This window comes from Marinicrinis sediminis (assembly GCF_042685085.1).
In the GTDB taxonomy this organism is placed as follows: Bacteria; Bacillota; Bacilli; order Paenibacillales; family KCTC-33676; genus Marinicrinis; species Marinicrinis sediminis.
This window is the reverse complement of sequence record NZ_JBHUMM010000042.1, coordinates 94728-115746: the sequence shown is the minus strand read 5'-3', so window position 1 is coordinate 115746 and position 21019 is coordinate 94728. Positions and strand designations below refer to the sequence as shown.

Sequence of the window (21019 nt, the reverse complement as noted above, 5' to 3'; positions counted from 1 at the left end):
CTTTGTGCTCGTACTTATTACTTATGATGTAAATACCACCACAGCGCGTGGTAAAAAAAGGTTGAGACAAGTATCCAAAAAGTGCCTGGATTATGGACAAAGAGTACAGAATTCTGTTTTTGAATGCATCTTGGATTCTGCCCAATTAAGAAAAATCAAATATGAATTGGCAGAAATGATTGATATGGAAACGGATAGTCTGAGATTTTATAATTTAGGTGAAACATACAAAACAAAAGTAGATCATATGGGGATAAAAGAGTCATATGATATGGAAGGGCCTCTGATTATTTAAGTGCGAAAGTGATGCTCTCATGAAAAGTCTCAGAGATTCTCACCAATAAATTAAGAGATATACGGTATAGAGATGAAATTCGTGAATAAATTAAATGAAAAATAAAGGTTTTTTAACAATTATTATTTTATTTTTTTGTGACGGAAATGAAGAAAGTATACTATTTCCGCTGTCGCACTCCACGTGAGTGCGTGGATTGAAATTTATTAGATTTGCAGTAATCACATTTCTCACAGGTCGCACTCCACGTGAGTGCGTGGATTGAAATAAGAAAAAGCAATGTTGATGGTTTTGAAAGAGAAGTCGCACTCCACGTGAGTGCGTGGATTGAAATCTTATAGCTATATGAGACGTTTCGAAATTCCCAGTCGCACTCCACGTGAGTGCGTGGATTGAAATGTGTTGAATGGGACAATGGTGCGGAAACGTGCTGGTCGCACTCCACGTGAGTGCGTGGATTGAAATTAATAACTCCGCCGGGACTTTCGGGCTATATACGTCGCACTCCACGTGAGTGCGTGGATTGAAATTTATTTGCATGGTAGTCCCATTTAATAGAGTTGAGTCGCACTCCACGTGAGTGCGTGGATTGAAATATGACGTCGACCGGAATCAAAATGGAAGCGACGTCGTCGCACTCCACGTGAGTGCGTGGATTGAAATCGCCGAAGCCTCGACGTATCTTTCCGTCACATTTTGGTCGCACTCCACGTGAGTGCGTGGATTGAAATTTCCATGTGCGCGCACAAAAAAACACCGCCATTCTGTCGCACTCCACGTGAGTGCGTGGATTGAAATTCCGGAAAGCCTCTTTTGACGGAGGTGTACCTATAGTCGCACTCCACGTGAGTGCGTGGATTGAAATAATGCTGACGGCGGGTCAGGCGGAAGCGGCGGTGGTCGCACTCCACGTGAGTGCGTGGATTGAAATTAATATGACTCTCTACAATCGCCAAACCTACCGCTGTCGCACTCCACGTGAGTGCGTGGATTGAAATCCCCTCTTTTATTGAGCAAAATCAAGTAATTTCAGTCGCACTCCACGTGAGTGCGTGGATTGAAATACGAATGTTGAACATCAAACTGAATCTCGGGGGGGTCGCACTCCACGTGAGTGCGTGGATTGAAATCCGTGCACGATCCGAACACGGCAATTGCTCTGCTGTCGCACTCCACGTGAGTGCGTGGATTGAAATTTCAAAACGAACGCTAGCAACGCTCCAAAAGTAAGCGGTCGCACTCCACGTGAGTGCGTGGATTGAAATTGGCATCCTGAAAAACTATATCAGGTTCCTGCAGGTCGCACTCCACGTGAGTGCGTGGATTGAAATTTCCATCCACCGATCTTGACCGCGCTCGTGCCCGTCGCACTCCACGTGAGTGCGTGGATTGAAATCACCCTGCAGCACCACCGCATAATCCTTGCACAGTCGCACTCCACGTGAGTGCGTGGATTGAAATTCGTCCATTCTTTACGTTGCAATACTTCATCTACTTTGTCGCACTCCACGTGAGTGCGTGGATTGAAATCATATCAATCTTCCGATTTTGAATATCCGCATCCAAGTCGCACTCCACGTGAGTGCGTGGATTGAAATGTGAAGCAATATAAATCAACACACCGTACACGATGTCGCACTCCACGTGAGTGCGTGGATTGAAATGGAATAGACCATGCGGGGTGATTGTATGAGAGGGAGTCGCACTCCACGTGAGTGCGTGGATTGAAATCGGGGATTACTTGGATTTCTCCGTCGGCCAGGCGAGTCGCACTCCACGTGAGTGCGTGGATTGAAATAATAAAGTATCCGGTGACAGCGGGGGTGGAAAGAGTCGCACTCCACGTGAGTGCGTGGATTGAAATATCAATCGCTGTACTTAAATACGGGATATCGACGTCGCACTCCACGTGAGTGCGTGGATTGAAATCTGGAAGGCACCGCCCACTTTGTCCCAAAACTTGTCGCACTCCACGTGAGTGCGTGGATTGAAATGTACTGGCCCAAGCCATCCGAATCACTCCTTCCGTCGCACTCCACGTGAGTGCGTGGATTGAAATTTCTCTATCAGGAGTAAGTACAGGAATAGGTTCTCGTCGCACTCCACGTGAGTGCGTGGATTGAAATAGATCCTGACCGCCTACTGTTTCCAAAACAAAATAGTCGCACTCCACGTGAGTGCGTGGATTGAAATTACTGAATCAATTGCTATTCAGTCGGCGGTACAGCGTCGCACTCCACGTGAGTGCGTGGATTGAAATAAAGGCAAGGATACAGCAATTGCAAAGGTTGAAGTCGCACTCCACGTGAGTGCGTGGATTGAAATAATATAAGACACGTTTTAACAAAGTATTACCGAGTCGCACTCCACGTGAGTGCGTGGATTGAAATCTTTCATCGTCATCACCGCCCACCCGATCTCGTATAGTCGCACTCCACGTGAGTGCGTGGATTGAAATCTTTCGGAGACGAAAACGAAAACACTATTGAGAGTCGCACTCCACGTGAGTGCGTGGATTGAAATTGACAAAAGAAGAGGCGAAACGGCATCTTGAATTGTCGCACTCCACGTGAGTGCGTGGATTGAAATTGTTTTTGGTGCTTGTTTGGATTTCAGATACTCTCGTCGCACTCCACGTGAGTGCGTGGATTGAAATTCCCAGGACTTCGACTTTTCCTCACTCCGCAGCTTCGTCGCACTCCACGTGAGTGCGTGGATTGAAATCTCAACAATAACAAACTCTCCTGCAAATACTCTGCGTCGCACTCCACGTGAGTGCGTGGATTGAAATATCGCTTTCTGAAAATCATCCGCGGCTGTGACAGGTTGCACTCCACGTGAGTGCGTGGATTGAAATATCGCTTTCTGAAAATCATCCGCGGCTGTGACAGGTTGCACTCCACGTGAGTGAATAGGAACCAGTGAATGCACTGAACATGTTCATTTGGTTCCCACTCTTTGGAACAAAAAAAGTCCCCGAATGAATGGGGACTATAGCATGAAAAAGATTAGCGCATACAACTTAATATAACTTGCCGTGACGGTACAGCATTTTGGACAGCTTCATAACAGCATGGATATAACAGTTTTCGCGAAGCGAGCGCGTGCCTCCGAAAAATGGAGGGAGCAGTGCCTCGAGCGTGGCACGCATCTTGTCCTGTAGCTGCTTGTAGACTTCCTCCAGACTGTAGAACTGCGTTTCGCGACCTTGCAGCCATTCCAGATAGGAGACGATCACCCCTCCGGCATTGGCCAGAATATCAGGGATCACAATGACGCCATTGTCATGAAAAATCTGGTCGGCTTCTCCGGTGACAGGCGCATTTGCTCCTTCCACGATAATCTTGGCTTTGACCTTGTCCACATTGTTCTGATGAATCTGATCCTGGAGCGCAGCGAGCACCAACACATCTACATCCGCATAAAGCACGGCTTCCCGATCGAGGATGTCAGCTTTCAATTCAAATTGTTGCAACTGTGCTTCGGTCGTAGGAAGATCCTGCTGATGGCGGGCTACATAATCTATCAAAGCCGGAATGTTCAGCCCATCGGGATTATACAGCGTGACGTTGCGATCGCTGACGGCGACAATCTTGTTCTGAAGGTGCTGGCAATGGTATGCCTCCAGGGCTGCAACCGAGCCGACATTTCCAAAGCCCTGTACTGCCAGCTTCAAGGAACGGTTTGAATGCTGGGTAGCGGTGAGGGTATAGCGGTTGGCATTGGACTCCAGCCATTTGTTATGCTCTGTCAGAAAATCAGTCAGCATATAGCGAAGGGTGAAATATACGCCCTTGCCTGTCGCTTCTCTCCGTCCCAGTGATCCACCGTTGCCCACACTCTTGCCCGTGAAGCTTCCCCGGTACGGCTTGCCAGGGTTAATACTCTTGTACTCCGCCATCATCCAGTCCATCTCGCGTTCTCCCGTTCCCATATCCGGGGCCGGGATATCCTTGTCTGGGCCGAGAATATCGGCAAAATACTGCACATACTTCTTGCAGATCATATAGAGCTCTTTTTCAGAGAAATGTCGAGGGTTGATAACGACTCCGCCCTTGCCCCCGCCAAAAGGAATCTCGTGTAGCGCATTTTTTAGCGTCATCAGCGCAGCGAGATTCACGACCTCACCCTCATCTACCGATTCGTGAAAGCGAATGCCCCCCTTGTAAGGACCGAGGGTATCATTGTGCTGGACGCGAAAGGCGGGAATACGTACAATTTCGCCATTCTCCAGCGGAATGCGCAAAAAGGACTTGTTGATCCGGTTTGAGGTATTGAGAATGGCCGCAATGGACGTGAAGGTCCGTTTGCGCCCATCCTGTTGCAGATCGGGTAAAAAGCCACTGTCTTCATAAAGCGCATTTAGCGATTGCTCCACAATGCGTTCTGTTTGATAGGCCATATTCAACTTACCTCCTGTAAATCTTCATTGTCGTACCTCATATAAACGTGTCCGTTCATCGTGAAACTTAGAATTGCGTATACGATTAGAGTCTAACACAGAAATGGTGTTCAATCCTAACTTTTCCAACTTTCAGACGACGGATTATCGTCTCGAAAGAGGGTAAGTCCGTGCAGCTCCCAGCGTGCGAGTGTGCAGGAAAAGGAAATGATTGGCTCCTGTCGAAAAGAACAAGGAAACCTAGTGATAGGAAACCTAGTGATTGCCTCGCTCCAAGGTTACGTATGGGATGCCAGAATTGCGCCAACTCGTCCTCCAAAGCAGTAGAATATGAGAAAGGAAGAAGTAAGAGAGTAGTTGCGAGAGCAAGCAAGAGCAAGCAAGAGCAAGCAAGAGCAAGCAGTAAAAAGAGAAAAGAAAACAGATTAAAAGAGAAGGGAAGACCGGGAAATGTCGACCATTCATACCTTTCAGATAAACATGCCGCAGCTGCAAAACCGGGAGCGGACCATTCGAATATACCTGCCCCCAGACTATGCAACCAGCTCGAAGCGGTATCCCGTCCTCTATATGCAGGATGGGCAGAATGTATTTGACGCCAGTACCTCTGCGTACGGCACGTCATGGCATGTACATGAGACCATGAACCAGCGATTTGCAAGGCAGGAGGATGAAGGATGGATCGTGGTGGGGATAGACTGTGGTCATGGGCTGACCCGGTACAATGAATATTCGCCATGGTCATCCTCTGTGCTGCGAGAGATGAAAAGCGATATCGAGCAGGATGCAGGTGGGGAAGGGGCGCTATATGCAGAATTCGTGGCGACTACGCTGAAATCTCACATCGATGGGCATTATCGGACGCGTCCGGAACGGGAACACACGCTGATTGCGGGCAGTTCCATGGGGGGCATGATCTCTATGTACACCGGATTGACGTATTCACACGTTTATTCGGGCATCGGGGCGTTCTCCACTGCGGTTTGGTTCCAAACAGAAGCGTATTATGCATTCCTCGAACAGCAGCCCCATTACAAACATATGAAGATTTACACGGATATCGGAACCGAGGAAACAAGCAATGCAGAACTGGCAGCGTTTCCGCAGATCTATGTCAGCGGTGCCGAAGGCCAGTACGCACGCCTGAAAAAAGCGGGATACGGGGAGGATCAGTTGGCATTTGTCATCGAAGAAGGGGCTCCCCATAATGAAACCGCATGGGCGCAGCGATTTCCCGGTGCCCTGGCCTGGCTGCTGTCCTGAATAGAAAGAGCCACTAGCACCCGATGGTACAAAGGTGCTGGTGGCTTCTTCTTCGTTAACGATCTGTTCCGAATGGCTTCCATCTCTCTAATTCGTTCGTACAAACCAGCAGATCCGGATAGGCGCTTAGCGTTTCCATGCGCGCCGCCTGATCCACCGTCCACAAAATGAGCTGAATGCCTCGATCTACACATTCATGTAAATAATATTCCGAGAAATACACATGATTCATCGACAAATATTGCCCGTTGATTTGCTTGAGAAAATCGAACGCGCTCGGTGTGCAGCCATAGTTGATGATGCCAAGTTGGGCATCAGCAGACAGGCTGCGCAGCTTCAGCATCGCATAATGATCGAAGGAGGTGAAGAACACCTCGTCCAGCATATCCAGCTTCTGAACGACTTCCAAAGTCTGCTCCTCCAGCTTGGGGGCATAAGCTCCAGCTTGCTTCAGCTCAATATCTACGATGATCTGACCTTTCACCAGTGAGAGCACTTCCTCCAGGGTCGGGATGCGCTCCACGTCCTTTACGACGAGCTGCTTCAGTTCAGCGAGTGTAAAATCCTGTACATAGCCGGTGCCATTGGTCACACGATCCACAGTCGGGTCATGAATAACGACGGGAACTCCGTCCTTGCTCAAATGAACATCCAGCTCCAGGTGATCGTATTGCAAGTCCAGCGCAGCCTGAAAGCCGCTCATGGTATTTTCGGGATATTTCTTCGGATAGCCCCGGTGGGCGACGCCTCGAATGGTCATACAGTACCTCCAGTCAGAGATGGTTTCATGATGAATATCTGTCATTTGTTCAGTATCTGTTCAGTCTTCTGTGCTAGGATGGAAAAATAAGAAAAAATCGCGCAATTTTGGGGTTGTCTCTGAAGGAGTGATGGAAATGAATCGAACACCATGCTTGGATATACATACCGAATCAACAGGCAAGAATATGGAAGAGAAAGTCGTGCCGTCCCTAGCGGAAGAAGTGAAGCTGGAAGTGGAGGAGATCCCTATCTCCCGTCTCTGGTTGTCCGGCTATCGGGTGATTGGATACCCGAAGAAGATCCGAACCAATTTGATGGGCAGATTTGAAGTATTGGTTTCGGTATCTGATTCGTGGCTCTCTATCGCGTCAGAGACAGAACCGGTCTGTCTGCCGTCCCTGAAATCCCCGGAATCCTTGAAATACCCCGAATCCCTGCCATCCCTGCCATCCCTGGCCATCTGGGCGGAGCATCTGGACGGAAGCACAGATATTTATGCCGCGGCGGTCCGTTATGACGAGAACCAGGGATTGATCACCCTGCAAAGCTGGGTCGAATCCGTCAGACTGATGGCCGTGATTGCACTCCCGTCACTGGATCAGCCTCCGTCATCGCTTCCGTGGATTACCACAAGTGACGATACAGTTTCTTGTCCATAAGATTGGTATCGATCGGACAGGCTTCCGCATCCTTGCCATATTGCCAGGCCCATACGTTAGCCCCGCATGCCGGTTTGGCAGGCTGAAATTTGGGAGCCTGGCTGGCAGGGGATGGACCTGGAAGCGGGGATGCACTCCACAAGACGGCTTGCTCTCGAACGAGCGGGTCCTGGCTGGCTGCCCTGCAGTAGGCTTCTGCAAAAGGGCCCCTGGCAGGATCATGATAAAACCCGGGCCGATAGCCGCTTGGATACATGGCTTCTACCCAGCCCCGCAGCCAACTTTCATCCACCTCAAAGAAATGCTCGATATTGGCAAACAGAAATACACCGGCAGGCATGTTCAAGAGCCTGGCGTGATAGATCGCATTTCTCGCAGTCACCTTGCCACTTCGGTAACCTGTTGCATTCCGAAAGTCACTATAAATCGGCAAGATCCGAATCCCCTTATCCTGAAGGAATCGAATCTCCTGCAACGTCAATCCGTCTGCATACCCTTCCACGCGCTTGATATATCTGCCCCAAAAAGCAGGCTGTCCGAACTGTTCGTTCACACATTGATATAAATTTTCCGTTACGGGTGAGGCAGAATCCACACCCCATTTTTCCCCGGCCATCGGTCATCCTCTCCTTCTTTGTACATGACTGTCAATAGGTATGCTCCTATTTTATGCACAAAAGCAGGCAAGGTGACGGCGCATCAGGTGATCGCGTCTCTTTCCTTTTTTGGAAGCTTGCTATAGACCAGCATGTACGAATCATCTACCATCTTCCACAGCTCCTCATCCGGTACGACTCCGGTTAATCGCACCGTATTCCAGTGACGCTTGTTCAGATGATAGCCTGGCAATACGACGCCAGGATACTGCTGTCTAAGCATGAACGCTTCTTCCGGATCGCATTTGAGACTTACACTCTCTTCCCCTTCCGTCATGCCTAATATGGCAAACATCTTGCTGCCGACATATAAAACGGGAAGATCCGGGTCGAAAGGCGTCTTCACCTCAAACCCTGGCTTGGTACTGACATACTGCTGAATGTCCTCGTGTCGGATCATTTGCATGCTTCCTCCTTCTCAGTGGGATGAGGGCCGGCTCTTGAGGTGCAATCAGGACGTCCGCCGGTCTCGTTGCTGTTATGATACACTATCCCTATACGGAAATAAAATGGAAAAGGGGCACGTTATGAATCAGGCTAGACAAGTATTGAAGACGTATTTTGGCTATGATGCGTTCCGGCCGGGACAGCATGAGATCATCGAAAGTATCCTCGCACACCGTGACGTGCTGGCCGTGATGCCAACCGGGGCAGGCAAGTCGTTATGCTATCAGATTCCCGCCCTCTTGTTCGAAGGGGTAACCGTCGTCATCTCACCGCTCATCTCCCTGATGAAGGATCAGGTCGATGCGCTGGAGGCGGCCGGCATCCCTACGACGTTTATAAATAGCACCCACTCCTTGCCAGAGATTCAGCAGCGTACACGAGGGCTGAGGCAAGGAAAATACCGTTTGCTATACATTGCACCAGAACGGCTGGAATCCGCTTTCTTCATGGAACTACTGGCCTCGCTCACGATTCCGCTCGTAGCAGTGGATGAGGCACACTGTGTCTCGCAATGGGGACATGACTTCCGTCCGAGCTACATGCATATTGCGGCGAGCATCCGCAAACTGCCATCCCACCCGATTATTGCAGCCTTTACAGCTACGGCTACCGATCGGGTTAAACAAGATATCGCAGAGGGATTGCAACTGCACGATCCGCTGCGGGTGACGACCGGATATGCCAGAGAGAATCTGACGTTCCAGGTATTTCGGGGAGTCGACAAACGCTCCTTCTTGCTCGATTATGTGCGCAAGCATGCCGATGAATCCGGCATCATCTATGCGTCGACCCGCAAGGAAGTGGAGGAATGCGCCCGTTATTTGAATCAGCATGGCCTCGCAGCAGGGGTATATCATGCCGGGATAGAGGATGAAGCGCGTCTGGAGGCCCAAGAGCAGTTTTTGTATGATCGCATCAGCGTAATGGTCGCAACGAATGCCTTTGGTATGGGCATCGACAAGTCGAATGTACGCTATGTTCTGCATTACAACATGCCGCGAAATATCGAGTCCTATTATCAGGAGGCAGGACGTGCCGGACGGGACGGCGATGCCGGAGATTGTATCCTGCTCTATGGTCCTCAGGATGTGATGACACAGAAATACATCATCGAACAGTCCGAGACTGATGAGGAACGCACAAAGAGTGAGTACCGAAATCTTCATCAGATGGTGGAATACTGCCATACCTCCCATTGCCTGCAGCAGCATATCGTGTATTACTTCGGAGACCGGACAGCAGAGCCTTGCGGCAAATGCAGCAATTGCACCGATGATCGGGAGACCGTCGATGTGACCACCGAGGCACAGAAGATTTTCTCCTGTGTGGTGAAGATGAAGCAGCGTTTCGGCGTGACTTTGACCGCCAAAGTGCTGAGAGGGGCCAACGATCAGAAGGTGCGCCAGCTCGGACTGTCTCAATTGTCCACCTATGGCATCCTGTCGACCTACAAGGAAAAAGAACTGGTTCAGCTCATTCAATCGCTCATTGTCGACGGGTACCTGAAGCTGTCTGACAGCGCCTATCCGGTGCTGCAAATTACAGCGAAGGCCAAATCCGTGCTGTTGTCCGATGAAAAAGTGTATATGAAAAGAGTCGTGCAGCCTGTTGTCACGCAGTCGGACTATGCGGTAGTGAATGAATCGCTGTTTGAAGAATTGAGAAGCTTGCGCAAGACGTTGTCTCAGCAGTACCGGATTCCGCCTTTTACGATCTTCCACGATGCGACGCTTCGCGAGATGAGCGAGAGACTTCCGGTCAGCAAGGCTGACATGCTGGACATAAAGGGGATGGGGACAGTCAAGCTGGAGAAGTATGGTGACGATTTCCTGGAAATCATTCGTCGTTTCCGGCAGACCGCTCCCTGATGAACACGCTGGTGGATCATCGGTTCCGTGCAGGCATCCTCATGCTTGGGACACTCACCCACCTTCTGGTCTCTGCATAACCTAACTCATCCAGACTTTCAGCACGTCAGTGAGCGGAGATTCCGCAGAGACAAGGGAGAGTGAGGAAAGTGAGACTGCATGTACCGGCAAGACCGAGGTTGGCTGTTCAACAGCGCGTACTGGATCAACAGGTGGGAGACGTGAACGGAGACGGCGTACCTGATCTCGTCTATCTCACCGGACAGAAATACGCGCCGGATGCGGCCTATTTAATAGCGATCACCCTTCATATCCGGGATGGACGAACGAGAACGGTACAATCGATACGTCTGCCTGAAAACAGCGGCTATCAACCTACCGTATACCTGGGCGATTTCACAGGCAATCAGGTGAAAGATATCCTCGTACGAATCGACACAGGCGGATCAGGAGCAACGACGAACGACTATGTCTACACGTATTTTCAACAGCACTACCGGAACACTTTCGATTCCGCGGTCTACAATCAGACGTATAGCTACAAGGTGGATTATGTTGACGGGTACAGGGTCAGGGTCTCCAGCAAGCTTCCCGCAAAAGTCTATATGCTCGACATCCAGTACAAGGGCCCGGAATATTTGAATGAAATCTATGAGCCTGACGGACAGCTCAAGCAGCCGATTGAAGGCTTTGTCAATCCACTAAGTGCCCTTATTCCGGTGGATTTGCAGCGGGATGGCCTTGATGAACTGCAGGCATACCAGAAAATAGCGGGACGCTACAATGCCGATTCACTTGGCTATATGATGAACACCTTGAAATGGCAGGGGAATGGCTTCTCTCCGCTCGTGCAAGCGGTCCAAATCCCGGGTTGAAGCCCGTGAATGCAAAGGCCGAACATCAGGTTGACGGTCTCTGGCAGATGTCGTAGACTATAGCTAACATACAGGAAATAGCTGGATATACAAGTTCATGACAGGTCTCGGGTTGGAAGCACCACCTAAACGGATGCGCGAACGAAGAGTTCGGGTGATTTGTTTAGGTTTTTTTATTGCCTTCTCGTTGAAATGAATAGAGATACATAGATACATAGATACATAGATACATAGATACATAGATTCATTGAAACACAGCTTGCCAAGACCGAGATCATCGTTGGATCTAGCAGCAGGAATGTACATGCAGAGAGGAAATGATTCTACAATGAAATGTCCCCAGTGCCAATCGGAGGAAGGTCAAGTTCAGTTCTGCTCGCAGTGTGGTACGCGACTGACTACATCCGTGCCGAATAATCAGTCATTAAATGAAAAGAAAGAGGTTCGGTTCAATCCGGGTCCGATTTTGTTTCGAAATATTATGGCGTGGAGTCAGGCAAACAAGCGATTGCTTTGGGGGATAGCCGCTCCGGTTGTGATGGGCTTGGGGTTATCCTTTCTCCTGTCCTTGATCTTGTCATGGCTAACTCGAACTTCCTCGTGGATGGAAGACTGGATATATCGTATCTATCAGGCAAACTTGTCGCTAAACACAGCACAGTCCCTTCAGGCTGCCAAACAGCATGGATCAGATCTATGGCAGGCCTGGATTCAGCTGCACGGAGGCACGCTGTATACAGATTGGTATACCTATACGGAAACACAAACGCAGCACGTGGGATCGCTGCAATATCAACTTCCTTTCGTGAGCGGCCTGCTTGTCTTTACCGTATTGTTTTTCGGCATGTATCCATTGTTAGACATGTGGGGGAGAAAAAGAGGCTCCTTCGCCATTGAATTGGAGGCACGCACGCCATGGCAGCGATACATGATCATGGCTTTACAGTCACTGATGTATGGCTTGATCACGGCCGTGATTGCTTATGTGGGTCAGTCATCATTCCATTGGATAGAAGGAGATCTGCTGGCAGGTTACCGGATAGAACAGCAGATCAACTTCGTTCAATTGTGGTTCCATGCAAGCTTGATGTTTACGATTGCGAATGTGACAAGATATGCATTTGGCAAACATCGTTCCATACATGCCCGATATGCTTCAGTTGCCAAGCAAGTCCTACTGGTTACGACCTTGATTCTCTTTGTTGTGGGGGTGCTGATCCCATGGGTCTGGCGTCTGTCCAGCACGGTTTTCTTTTATGAGCAGCCTCTTGTTTCCATCGCGAATCAGTGGAACCAATATGCCTCAGACCCGTATTTCTGGTTTTTGTATCCGGCATTTGTCATTCAGGCTTGCCTGTTTGCTATAGGGGGGACATGGCGAGTACAAGGGAGTGAGCTAACGACATGGCTGAATCTTCCCCATGGTGAGCAGCATGTACTATGGGGCGGTTCTTTTGAATGGCAAGTAGATGAAGTCTCTCAGTCCGCGTTCGTGGAAACCTTGACGGGTGCATGGCACACCTATGCGTTTATCATATGCGGGTTGTTCGCCATCTGGAGGTGGGCACGTGCAAAAGGAAAGAAAGAATGGAAAAGTGGCCTCATCATTGGCTTTATACTTACCACCCTCCTTTCCTATGTTAGCAGTATCCGGCTGGGAGGAACCGAGACGGGGTTGATCGGCTATTCTTGGCTCACGACCGGAGTACAGGTGACCCTCTTCTTGGGCATGTGGATAGGGGTGGGGATCTTGAGTACGGGCATCCACATCAAACGCAAACAAGAGTCGCACCAGGAGGTAGACGTATGAGTCACGTATGGATGATGTACTTACTTTTCATCGTTTCCCTGGCAAGTGCCTGCACCATTTGGTATAGCCTGTACCGTTACAGATCCGCTAGCGGTTGGCTTCGGTGGATGGGCTGGATCGTGTGTACGTTGATCATAGCGGGCATTGCCGCAGGGCAGATTTCCTCTACATACAGCACCACCCATGATCTCGATGTTCCCGAGGAAGTGTATCTCTATCAGGCTGCATACTGGCTTGAGCATGACGATTCGCTCTTTGCCATCATGGCCCTCAAGGAGCATTGGGAAAAGCATCCGTCAATCGATAGCAAAGCTCTTTTAGCTTTGGCCTATATCCAAGATGAACAACTAGTTCGTGGTTATCGACTTTTACAGGAAACGTCAGAGGATTCAGATCATCTCCGTTATGTGAAGCCGGCAATGGTGACAGCGTGGCTCGAACAGGTACAACGAAAAATGAATGTGGCAGATACGTCAGATAGGATAGATACATCAGATACGTCAGATACGTCAGATATGGCACAAGAGATTGGATCTGCTGAGGATAAGATGGATAAGACCAAATGGCAGGAGTCTTTCACAACACAACTGCAAGAGATGAGGGAACGAACCAGCGAATCATTGTCAGAATGGAACGTGGCTGAATTGGATATGGTTGCAGTGCTGGCGATGAACCGCATTCAATACTTGGATGGCATGCATGTCACCAGTTGGATGGATGACTATAGGGAGGCCATATCAAAGAGTGAGGAAAAGCAGATTCAGCAGCCTTTCGTGATTCGAACACTTTCTAAGGCCAGTCTGTACAATGGGGATTATGAACGGGCTGAACAGCTGCTTGTGGATCTTGTTCAATCATATCCACAAGATAGCGAATCTATCGCTGCATTAAGTGAACTGTATATGAGCGGAAAAATAGAGCCAGGCCCTTCAGCGAGGATGCTTCCCCAGTATCAGGTTGCGGTGCAGCGGGCTGAGAGCAAGGCGAAGGAACGCCTGAAAGCTGCTGTCCAGAAAGAGGGAGAAGAACAAGGCTCTTTGGACGAAGTGCTAGCGTCATCCACAGATGACAATGAACAAGGTTGGATCGGTGAGACACTGTCTAACGAACTGGCGTATGCCTTGTTAGAACCTCTGGAAGAGGGAGGGGAACCTTCTTTTATCATTGATGCGCGTATGGCCCGTTATTTTTTCAATGATGGCGATTCCGAATCGTCCGCTGCCTACATCCACCGGTTGAAACAAAAAGCGGATCAAATGACTGTTTCCGAACAACGAGTCCTGCACCAACTGGAACAGCTGCCAGAGCTGACCGGCGGACAGGTTCTGGATACGACAGAACGAACCCGTCAAATTGAATTGCGCAAGGAGGCCTTTCATCTTCTGCATGCTCCGCAAAGAGAATCGAGAATGAGTGTAGAGGATGAAAGCTTCGCCTATCATTTGCAGGAGCAGCTTCGTTATGCGGATATCGAGCATGTAGCAATCACGAATATTGAAGCCTCGGATGATGGTGAAATCGTCGTGTATCTGCGAACAGAGAATATCCAGAAACTGAAGGAAGCAGATTTGGCGCTCCTGGATCAGGGGCTCTCAGTGGATGAATTCAAACTGGAGAAGCTAGATGAAACGGTCCACCGCCAGCGATCAGTTGGACTGGTGATGGATGTGAGTGGAAGCATGGAAGGAGATCGACTTACATTTGCGCGTCAAGCGGCAGCCAGCTTTGTACAAAATCTTCAGCCTTTTGAACAAGCAGAGTTGGTCGCATTCAGCGACTTCCCGGATTTGATACAGGATTTGACTGATGATCGTCAGGCATTGACCGCGGCCTCTCTTGGATTGACCATCAGCGGGGGGACAGACATTACACAGGCTTTGACGTATGAAATCGATCGTATGGCAGGCCGATCAGGACAACGGATTGTTCTGATCTTCACAGATGGTGAAGATGAGCATTTTGCTTTGCAGGATACGAGAGCCGGTATTATTCAATTGGCTGTGGAGTCCGGTACGCCCGTATATGCGGTCGGATTTGGGGCAGGTTACGATACCCTTTCCGAAATCGCGGCATCCACAGGAGGAAAGTTTATTGCCGCTCCAAATTTGAACGCCATTCTGGACGGCTTTGGAGAAGTAGCAGCCACACTGGAACAAACCTATCGACTAACCTATCAATTGGATATGAAAATACCGGGGGAGCATAAAGTAGAGCTGTTTTATAAAGATCAGTGGGCATCTGCAAAAACCTATTGCCTGATTTCTTGTAGTGAAGAAGAGTTAGCGGAGCCGGTTGAACTGGATTCCCGTCAGATGTTTATTCAATCCGTTTCTCCAAAGGCTGTGCATGTGCATGAGAGCAAGGGAGTGAAGGTCACGCTGGAAGGAAAAGGGATGGATCGAGTGAATCGAGTCATGCTGGGCAAGTTATCCATTCAAGACTTTCAGCGAGTGGATGAGCATAGATTGACCTTTTCGCTGCCAGCGCATTTAAAGGAAGGGAACTACCCGATTACGCTTTATGGAGAGCGAGGCGAGCATGACCAGGCCATGATTCATATTCTGGAGCCCGGGATGATGCAGTCGGTGAAGTTTGGCTGGGCGACGGTTTATGGCAGAACGTTCAAGACGCAAGGCGAAGACATTGAGATCGTTGGAAATCCGTCCGTGGATCATTTTCTCTATCCATCAGGTCGGTCGGATCAGATGCGGTTGAAAAAACGAACGGAGCTGAACTTTGAAGGGCTTGAACTTGCCGTGGATGAAACGCAGCTTCCATTTGTCGGACAACAAATTGTGAGAGGTCAGGCTAAGCTGGCCACACTTGTTCATCCTCAATATGCGATGAAAGTGAAGGAGTATGGTGAATCCTTCAGTCTCTCTTACCAAGGGTCGGACAAGCTGACTTACCAGCGATTCGGTCTGGAATTCATGCTGGCTGAAATGACATATACAGCTCAACATTCGGAGCGACCAGGGAAGCTCCAAAGCAAGGCTGCTTTATCAGGATGGAGTGCCTTTCATGATTTGCAGCGCCATACCGGCGTCATGCGATTCATCGAAATCCCGGCAGTACCCAATTTCAGTGTTCAAGCCGGATTTGAACAGGATAATGTAACATTAAACGGGGCCGTCGAATGGCCGCAAATTGGCTCTGCTGATTTGCTCCTGGTGCATAATCCTTCGTTAAAAGTCGATTATCAATTCAAGAAAAACAAATTGAGGCTTTCCGGAGGGCTAAAAGGAATCACTTTCTTAAGGAACAACCTGTCCCGAGGTCCTGTATCTGGGGGAGAGGTGACCGTTGGATTTGAAGAGGGTGGTCTCAAGGCGCTCGGTGTGACCCTGACGGGCAATTATCCTCTGGGGGCATCCGGTCTGACTGTCAATCGAGCCGGTTTACTCGTAGACTGGAGCTCATCCAGTGAAGCTCGTTTGGACGTTGGATTTGGTACCATTGTGGATACCTTTATGCCCTTCCTGTACAAGTTGAATGAAATCAAGATTTTGCATCAGCATCCATTCCGTATTTCTTCCGATCTGTCACTCATAGAACTACAGGGGCAATTGGGAATCAAGAATTTTGCCGAGGAAAGCTGGGAAGCAACAGGCAAGGCGGAAACGAAATTTTTAGGATTTACAATGAGCGAACAACATTTCCGTATGAATCAGCATCTATTTGAAACGGGTATCAAGAAGGAACTGTTCGGCAGCTATGCAATGGATGGGAAATTGGCGTTTATATATGAGGATCCTTTACAAGATCATCGATTTTCGATCTTTCATTCGGGTTCTTTACGTGGACCTCAGGTCAATGTGAAAGCAAAATGGTTGATCGTACCGAGTGAGCTCAGTCGTTCAGGGTATTCGTTTATCGGCAAGGCCTTGGTTTTCAAGTTTAATTTGGAGAATGGGGAGTTGGAGGCATATGAGTGAATCACGTGTAGAGCGAACTTATACCATGAAACCAGTTAAAATTACCTTTTTTATCATGGTGGCCCTGTTAGCCTGCAGCTTTATGGCGGGGATCATGAAATTACAGGCCGAGGAAGGGAATCTGCAGCTGCAATCTGATGCTGGAGGGTTTCTGTCTATATACTTGCAAGAAACGAAATTCAATCATCAGTTTATCATCGAGAGCGATCATAATGAATTTGACGTTCATTTGATCTTGCCGGACGGGACAAAAATTACGCCTGCTAACGGAAACGAACAATATCTGCAGATCGGGGTGGACAAGAAACTGTTTTGGCTCGTGCATGAGGCGAAACCCGGTAAATATACCTTTGAAGTCATTGCAGACGTACCCGGTACGTATCAGCTGTCTGATAAGGATGCCGTCGAAGAGCCACAGACGTCCTGGATCAGTCCTAAAAACACGTCCATTTCGTTGAAAAGGGATGAAACTATTCCCTTGCAATGGAAGAATACAGGAAATATAAAGGAAGATCGAATGTTGGGCGTGTATGTGAAGCCGATTGATCGAGAGCTCGAGATCCAAATCGATGAGGTTCCACTTCGAGCAGAGAAGGCCGAAATCCGTCTGCCTGATACGTTAATAGATGGCACCTATCGCCTTCATCTGAAAGCGGGAATTAACCCCTATGAGCCGCTGGAAATCGATCCGAAAGTGAGATTCAGCGTGGAAAATGGACAGCAGCTTGTGCAGCTCTCCTTGAAGGATCAAGAGATATTTCAAGGAGAATTACATGTGGATTTCATATCCGGTGAAGAAGCGGGATGGAATGCGGTTCAAGCGGAGATCAAACGGGACGGGGCTGCCGAGCCGATCGTCGTGACATCTAAACGAGACAACTTGATCACCTATGATGTTGCAGGCGACAAAACCGGGAATCAATGGTGGATAACAACGTTGGACGAGAATGGGACGTATATCGTGAACCTGTATCTGTTAATGGATGGTCAGCCTGTTTCGACCATCGCAACATCGGAACCTGTTCGCTACCAGCAGAGAGACTGGGAGTTGGATGAGGTGCAATGGTCAGTCGAAGGGGAGAGAACCAATCTCAAGGCCGCAGAAGTGACGGTGAAGGTTTCGATGGCTAGCAGTATTCAGCTTCACGATGATTGGGGGATTATAGCAGAGGCGGAGATGTCCGCTGGTGAAGAGAAATCCTTTACCGTGGAATTGGAAGAGGGCGACCACGTCTATGAGTTGTACGTGTTCGATGAATCAGGCAATGACCGGATTTACAGCAAGCGTTTGATTGTCGATCGAACACCACCGCGTCTGGAACTGATTCAACCCCTTCCTGCTCATTCAGAAATTCCAAATGGGGTCGTCAGTGGATTTGTCGAGCCTACGCATCTGGTCAGTCTGAACAATCAGCCGATTGCGGTGGAGCCAGACGGATATTTTAAAATGGGGAATGTGGAAGGGGCGTTTGAGCTGCTGGTTGAAGATACGGCGGGGAATATCGCTACGTATAACTGGGAACCGGATTCGTCATTAACCACCTGGATCTGGATCATCTGCGCTGCCGTCGGAATCATCCTTCTCACCGCTGTGATCATTTGGCGAATACGCCGCTCCTGATCTCATCCTCCGCCATCCTCCGGTTCATCTCTCATAAACACAGGGATGAAGAGAAATTTGCGATTGTAAAATTTAGGTGAACCAAAGAAATGAGTGGCAGCAAAACTTAATTATGCTACAATACAAATAGACTAAGTTTCGACTGTTTTCGCAATTTTTCGACATCGTTAGAGGTGTAGAGATATGAACATTTTATCGACGCGAAGCACACAGGCTGGATATCGACGCTTTACATACCGGAGGATGGCATGAAAAAGTTTATCGTAGCCGTAAGCTGTCTTGCGATTCTCATTTTATGGCTGGAAGTGTTTTTGCATTTCTATCAAAAAACCTTGCACGAACAAGTGTATCAATCGACAGAAGCCGAGCTCACTGCGACCGCTGCAGCCTTGGAGTCCACCATCGAGAAGAAAGCTTCCTTCATCAGCGGAATCAAGTCGTTCCTGCTGTCGGTAGGACCGGATATTGAGGACTATGATATCGATACATATCTGTGGAATCTGATGAACGATACGAGCGGTATTGTGAATACCGCCATTTTCCCCGATGGCAAGGTCAAGTATGTCTACCCCAGGGTCGGCAACGAAGTAGTGCTGGGTTATGATCTGCTGGCAGATTCCAGACCGACTGTGAAAGAGTCAGTGGACGCGATTCTGTCCTCCAACCAAATTCATGTGTCAGGACCCATCGATTTGATTCAGGGAGGGACTGGACTGATTTCGCGTCAGGCGATCTGGCTGGATGGAAGATTGATCGTGATCGGGCTTGTCATGGACTGGGATACACTGCTGGAAGAAGCCTCGGTGATCGGGCCCAACAAGGAAATCGGGCTGGTCATATGCAATGATCACAATGAAGTCATCTACGGAGATGCGCAGATCTTTGATAAACGGAACGTTGCGGCCAGCATATCCATCCCGTCCGGAGAGTGGAAAATGGCGGCGTATCCCTTGTCCAAAAAGTGGATTCCTGTGGAACAGCAGCTTTGGCAGCTTCGCTCTCTGGGATATTTGCTGATCATGATGATCGGGTTGTTTATTTTGTATTTACAGGGGAATCGCGATCGACTGAAAAAAATCGTGGACAAGCGTACACAGGATTTGCAGCAGTCTGAGAAGAAGCTGGAATATTTGGCGTTTGTCGATACGTTGACGGACATATCCAACCGCAATCATTTTGAGCGTGAGCTGGAGGCGGCCATGAAGCAGCAGGAGCAATCCAGACTGTTTAAAGTGACGCTGATGCTGTTCGACATCGATCACTTCAAGACGGTCAACGACACCTTTGGCCATCTGGCTGGAGATCGCCTGCTTCAAGCAATCGTACAGCGAATTGTGAATCGTGAGGGAATGAGATACATCGACTTTGCAAGACGGGGAGGAGATGAGTTTGTTTTGCTCTTCAACCACCTTCCTACTCCTGAGAAGGCCAGCAAAGTAGCCGCGCAGCTCCTTGAACTGTTTCACGAACCGTTCTGGATCGACCAGATCGAGATTTACATGACGCCGAGTATCGGCATTGCGATTTCCGAGAAGGGAAGCAATGCGGAACGGTTGTTCATGCAGGCAGACAGGGCGATGTATGAGGCGAAATCGCAAGGCGGGAATACCTTCCAGGTGTATCAGCCGACGATGGAGCATAATGCACTGGAGAAGATCAAGCTGGCCAATGAAATGAGAAAAGCGCTGGAGAATGAAGAGTTTGAGCTGCATTACCAGCCGCAAATGGACAGCTCCACTGGCATGATCTGTGGTATGGAGGCCCTTATTCGCTGGAATCATCCTCAGAGAGGCTTTGTCAGTCCCGGACAGTTCATTCCGGTGGCTGAGGAGACCGGGCTCATTATTCCGATCAGTCATTGGGTGCTCGGGGAAGCCTGCAAGCAAAACAAACGCTGGCAAGACAAGCAATATTTGAAGGTACCGGTATCCGTCAACATCCCAGCCAATCTGTTCAGACAGGGTGACTTCATTGAGACCGTTCGACATGCCCTGGAAGAAGCCGATCTGGAAGCCCGCTATCTGGAGATCGAGATTACGGAAAATGTGATCATGCATGAGGAACACTATGGATCGCTGCGGCGTTTGCAAGAGATGGGTGTCCGCATCTCCATTGACGATTTCGGAACGCAGTATTCTTCCCTCAGTTATCTGAAACGGTTCCCGGTGGAGAAGATCAAGATTGACAAGAGCTTCATTGACGGCATCCGTGCGGATCAGCGGGATGAGGTCATTATCTCCTCCATGATTCATGTCTCCAAGCAGCTTCAGCTGGAAGTGGTGGCAGAAGGGGTGGAGACAGAAGAACAATTGATCTTCCTCAATGAACAGGGTTGCCATACGATTCAGGGATACCTGTTTTACCGGCCGATGTCGGTGCAGATGCTGAATGACTACTTTCAATCGAGTCCTGCATCCACATCCAGA

At 49.1% G+C, this 21019-nt stretch carries 13 protein-coding genes and 1 CRISPR repeat array; of the genes, 9 read left to right on the top strand and 4 right to left on the bottom strand.

The features are described from left to right. Positions 1-4 precede the first annotated feature (4 nt). The gene (gene cas2, locus ACFSUC_RS13655; RefSeq protein ID WP_379930172.1) at positions 5-295 is read left to right on the top strand and encodes a CRISPR-associated endonuclease Cas2; all 291 of its coding nucleotides are present in this window, start codon (positions 5-7) and stop codon (positions 293-295) included. 171 nt (positions 296-466) lie between these two features. After that, a CRISPR array of direct repeats spans positions 467-3152; the repeat unit is 32 nt; unit sequence GTCGCACTCCACGTGAGTGCGTGGATTGAAAT. A gap of 165 nt (positions 3153-3317) precedes the next feature. Here the strand turns inward: cas2 and ACFSUC_RS13650 are convergent. After that, the gene (locus ACFSUC_RS13650) at positions 3318-4697 is read right to left on the bottom strand and encodes a Glu/Leu/Phe/Val family dehydrogenase (RefSeq protein WP_379930171.1); all 1380 of its coding nucleotides are present in this window, start codon (positions 4695-4697) and stop codon (positions 3318-3320) included. A gap of 450 nt (positions 4698-5147) precedes the next feature. On the opposite strand from ACFSUC_RS13650, the gene ACFSUC_RS13645 reads away from it, so the two are divergent. Then, positions 5148-5960 carry an alpha/beta hydrolase gene (locus ACFSUC_RS13645; RefSeq protein ID WP_379930170.1) on the top strand — a complete coding sequence of 271 codons (813 nt, stop codon included), beginning with the start codon at positions 5148-5150 and terminating at the stop codon, positions 5958-5960. A 55-nt stretch (positions 5961-6015) separates the two neighbouring features. On the opposite strand, the gene ACFSUC_RS13640 is transcribed toward ACFSUC_RS13645, so the two are convergent. Continuing rightward, entirely contained in the window at positions 6016-6720 is a 705-nt protein-coding gene (locus ACFSUC_RS13640) for a glycerophosphodiester phosphodiesterase (protein ID WP_379930169.1), read from the bottom strand. A 136-nt stretch (positions 6721-6856) separates the two neighbouring features. On the opposite strand from ACFSUC_RS13640, the gene ACFSUC_RS13635 reads away from it, so the two are divergent. Next, positions 6857-7381: a hypothetical protein gene (locus ACFSUC_RS13635; protein ID WP_379930168.1), complete on the top strand. Its 525-nt coding sequence runs from the start codon at positions 6857-6859 to the stop codon at positions 7379-7381. On the opposite strand, the gene ACFSUC_RS13630 is transcribed toward ACFSUC_RS13635, so the two are convergent. Next, positions 7347-7997: a glycoside hydrolase domain-containing protein gene (locus ACFSUC_RS13630; protein WP_379930167.1), complete on the bottom strand. Its 651-nt coding sequence runs from the start codon at positions 7995-7997 to the stop codon at positions 7347-7349. The genes ACFSUC_RS13635 and ACFSUC_RS13630 overlap by 35 nt on opposite strands. Before the next feature lie 83 nt (positions 7998-8080). Then, a complete protein-coding gene (locus ACFSUC_RS13625) occupies positions 8081-8437 on the bottom strand; it encodes an MmcQ/YjbR family DNA-binding protein (protein WP_379930166.1) in 357 nt (118 codons plus the stop codon). A gap of 127 nt (positions 8438-8564) precedes the next feature. On the opposite strand from ACFSUC_RS13625, the gene recQ reads away from it, so the two are divergent. From recQ to ACFSUC_RS13595, 6 genes are all read left to right on the top strand, one after another. Next, positions 8565-10352 (top strand): DNA helicase RecQ, encoded by a 1788-nt coding sequence (gene recQ, locus ACFSUC_RS13620; protein WP_379930165.1) that lies wholly within the window; start codon positions 8565-8567, stop codon positions 10350-10352. A gap of 149 nt (positions 10353-10501) precedes the next feature. Next, complete coding sequence (locus tag ACFSUC_RS13615; RefSeq protein WP_379930164.1) at positions 10502-11227, top strand: FG-GAP-like repeat-containing protein; 726 nt, start codon at positions 10502-10504, stop codon at positions 11225-11227. A gap of 304 nt (positions 11228-11531) precedes the next feature. Next, a complete protein-coding gene (locus ACFSUC_RS13610; protein ID WP_379930163.1) occupies positions 11532-13037 on the top strand; it encodes a hypothetical protein in 1506 nt (501 codons plus the stop codon). Further along, on the top strand, positions 13034-16972 hold the full coding sequence (locus ACFSUC_RS13605; protein WP_379930162.1) for a VWA domain-containing protein: 3939 nt from the start codon (positions 13034-13036) through the stop codon (positions 16970-16972). Before ACFSUC_RS13610 ends, ACFSUC_RS13605 begins: the two co-directional genes overlap by 4 nt. Further along, on the top strand, positions 16965-18593 hold the full coding sequence (locus tag ACFSUC_RS13600; protein WP_379930161.1) for a hypothetical protein: 1629 nt from the start codon (positions 16965-16967) through the stop codon (positions 18591-18593). Before ACFSUC_RS13605 ends, ACFSUC_RS13600 begins: the two co-directional genes overlap by 8 nt. A gap of 248 nt (positions 18594-18841) precedes the next feature. After that, positions 18842-21019, top strand: a 2178-nt coding sequence (locus ACFSUC_RS13595; RefSeq protein ID WP_379930160.1) for a bifunctional diguanylate cyclase/phosphodiesterase, incomplete at its 3' end; no start/stop codon positions are given.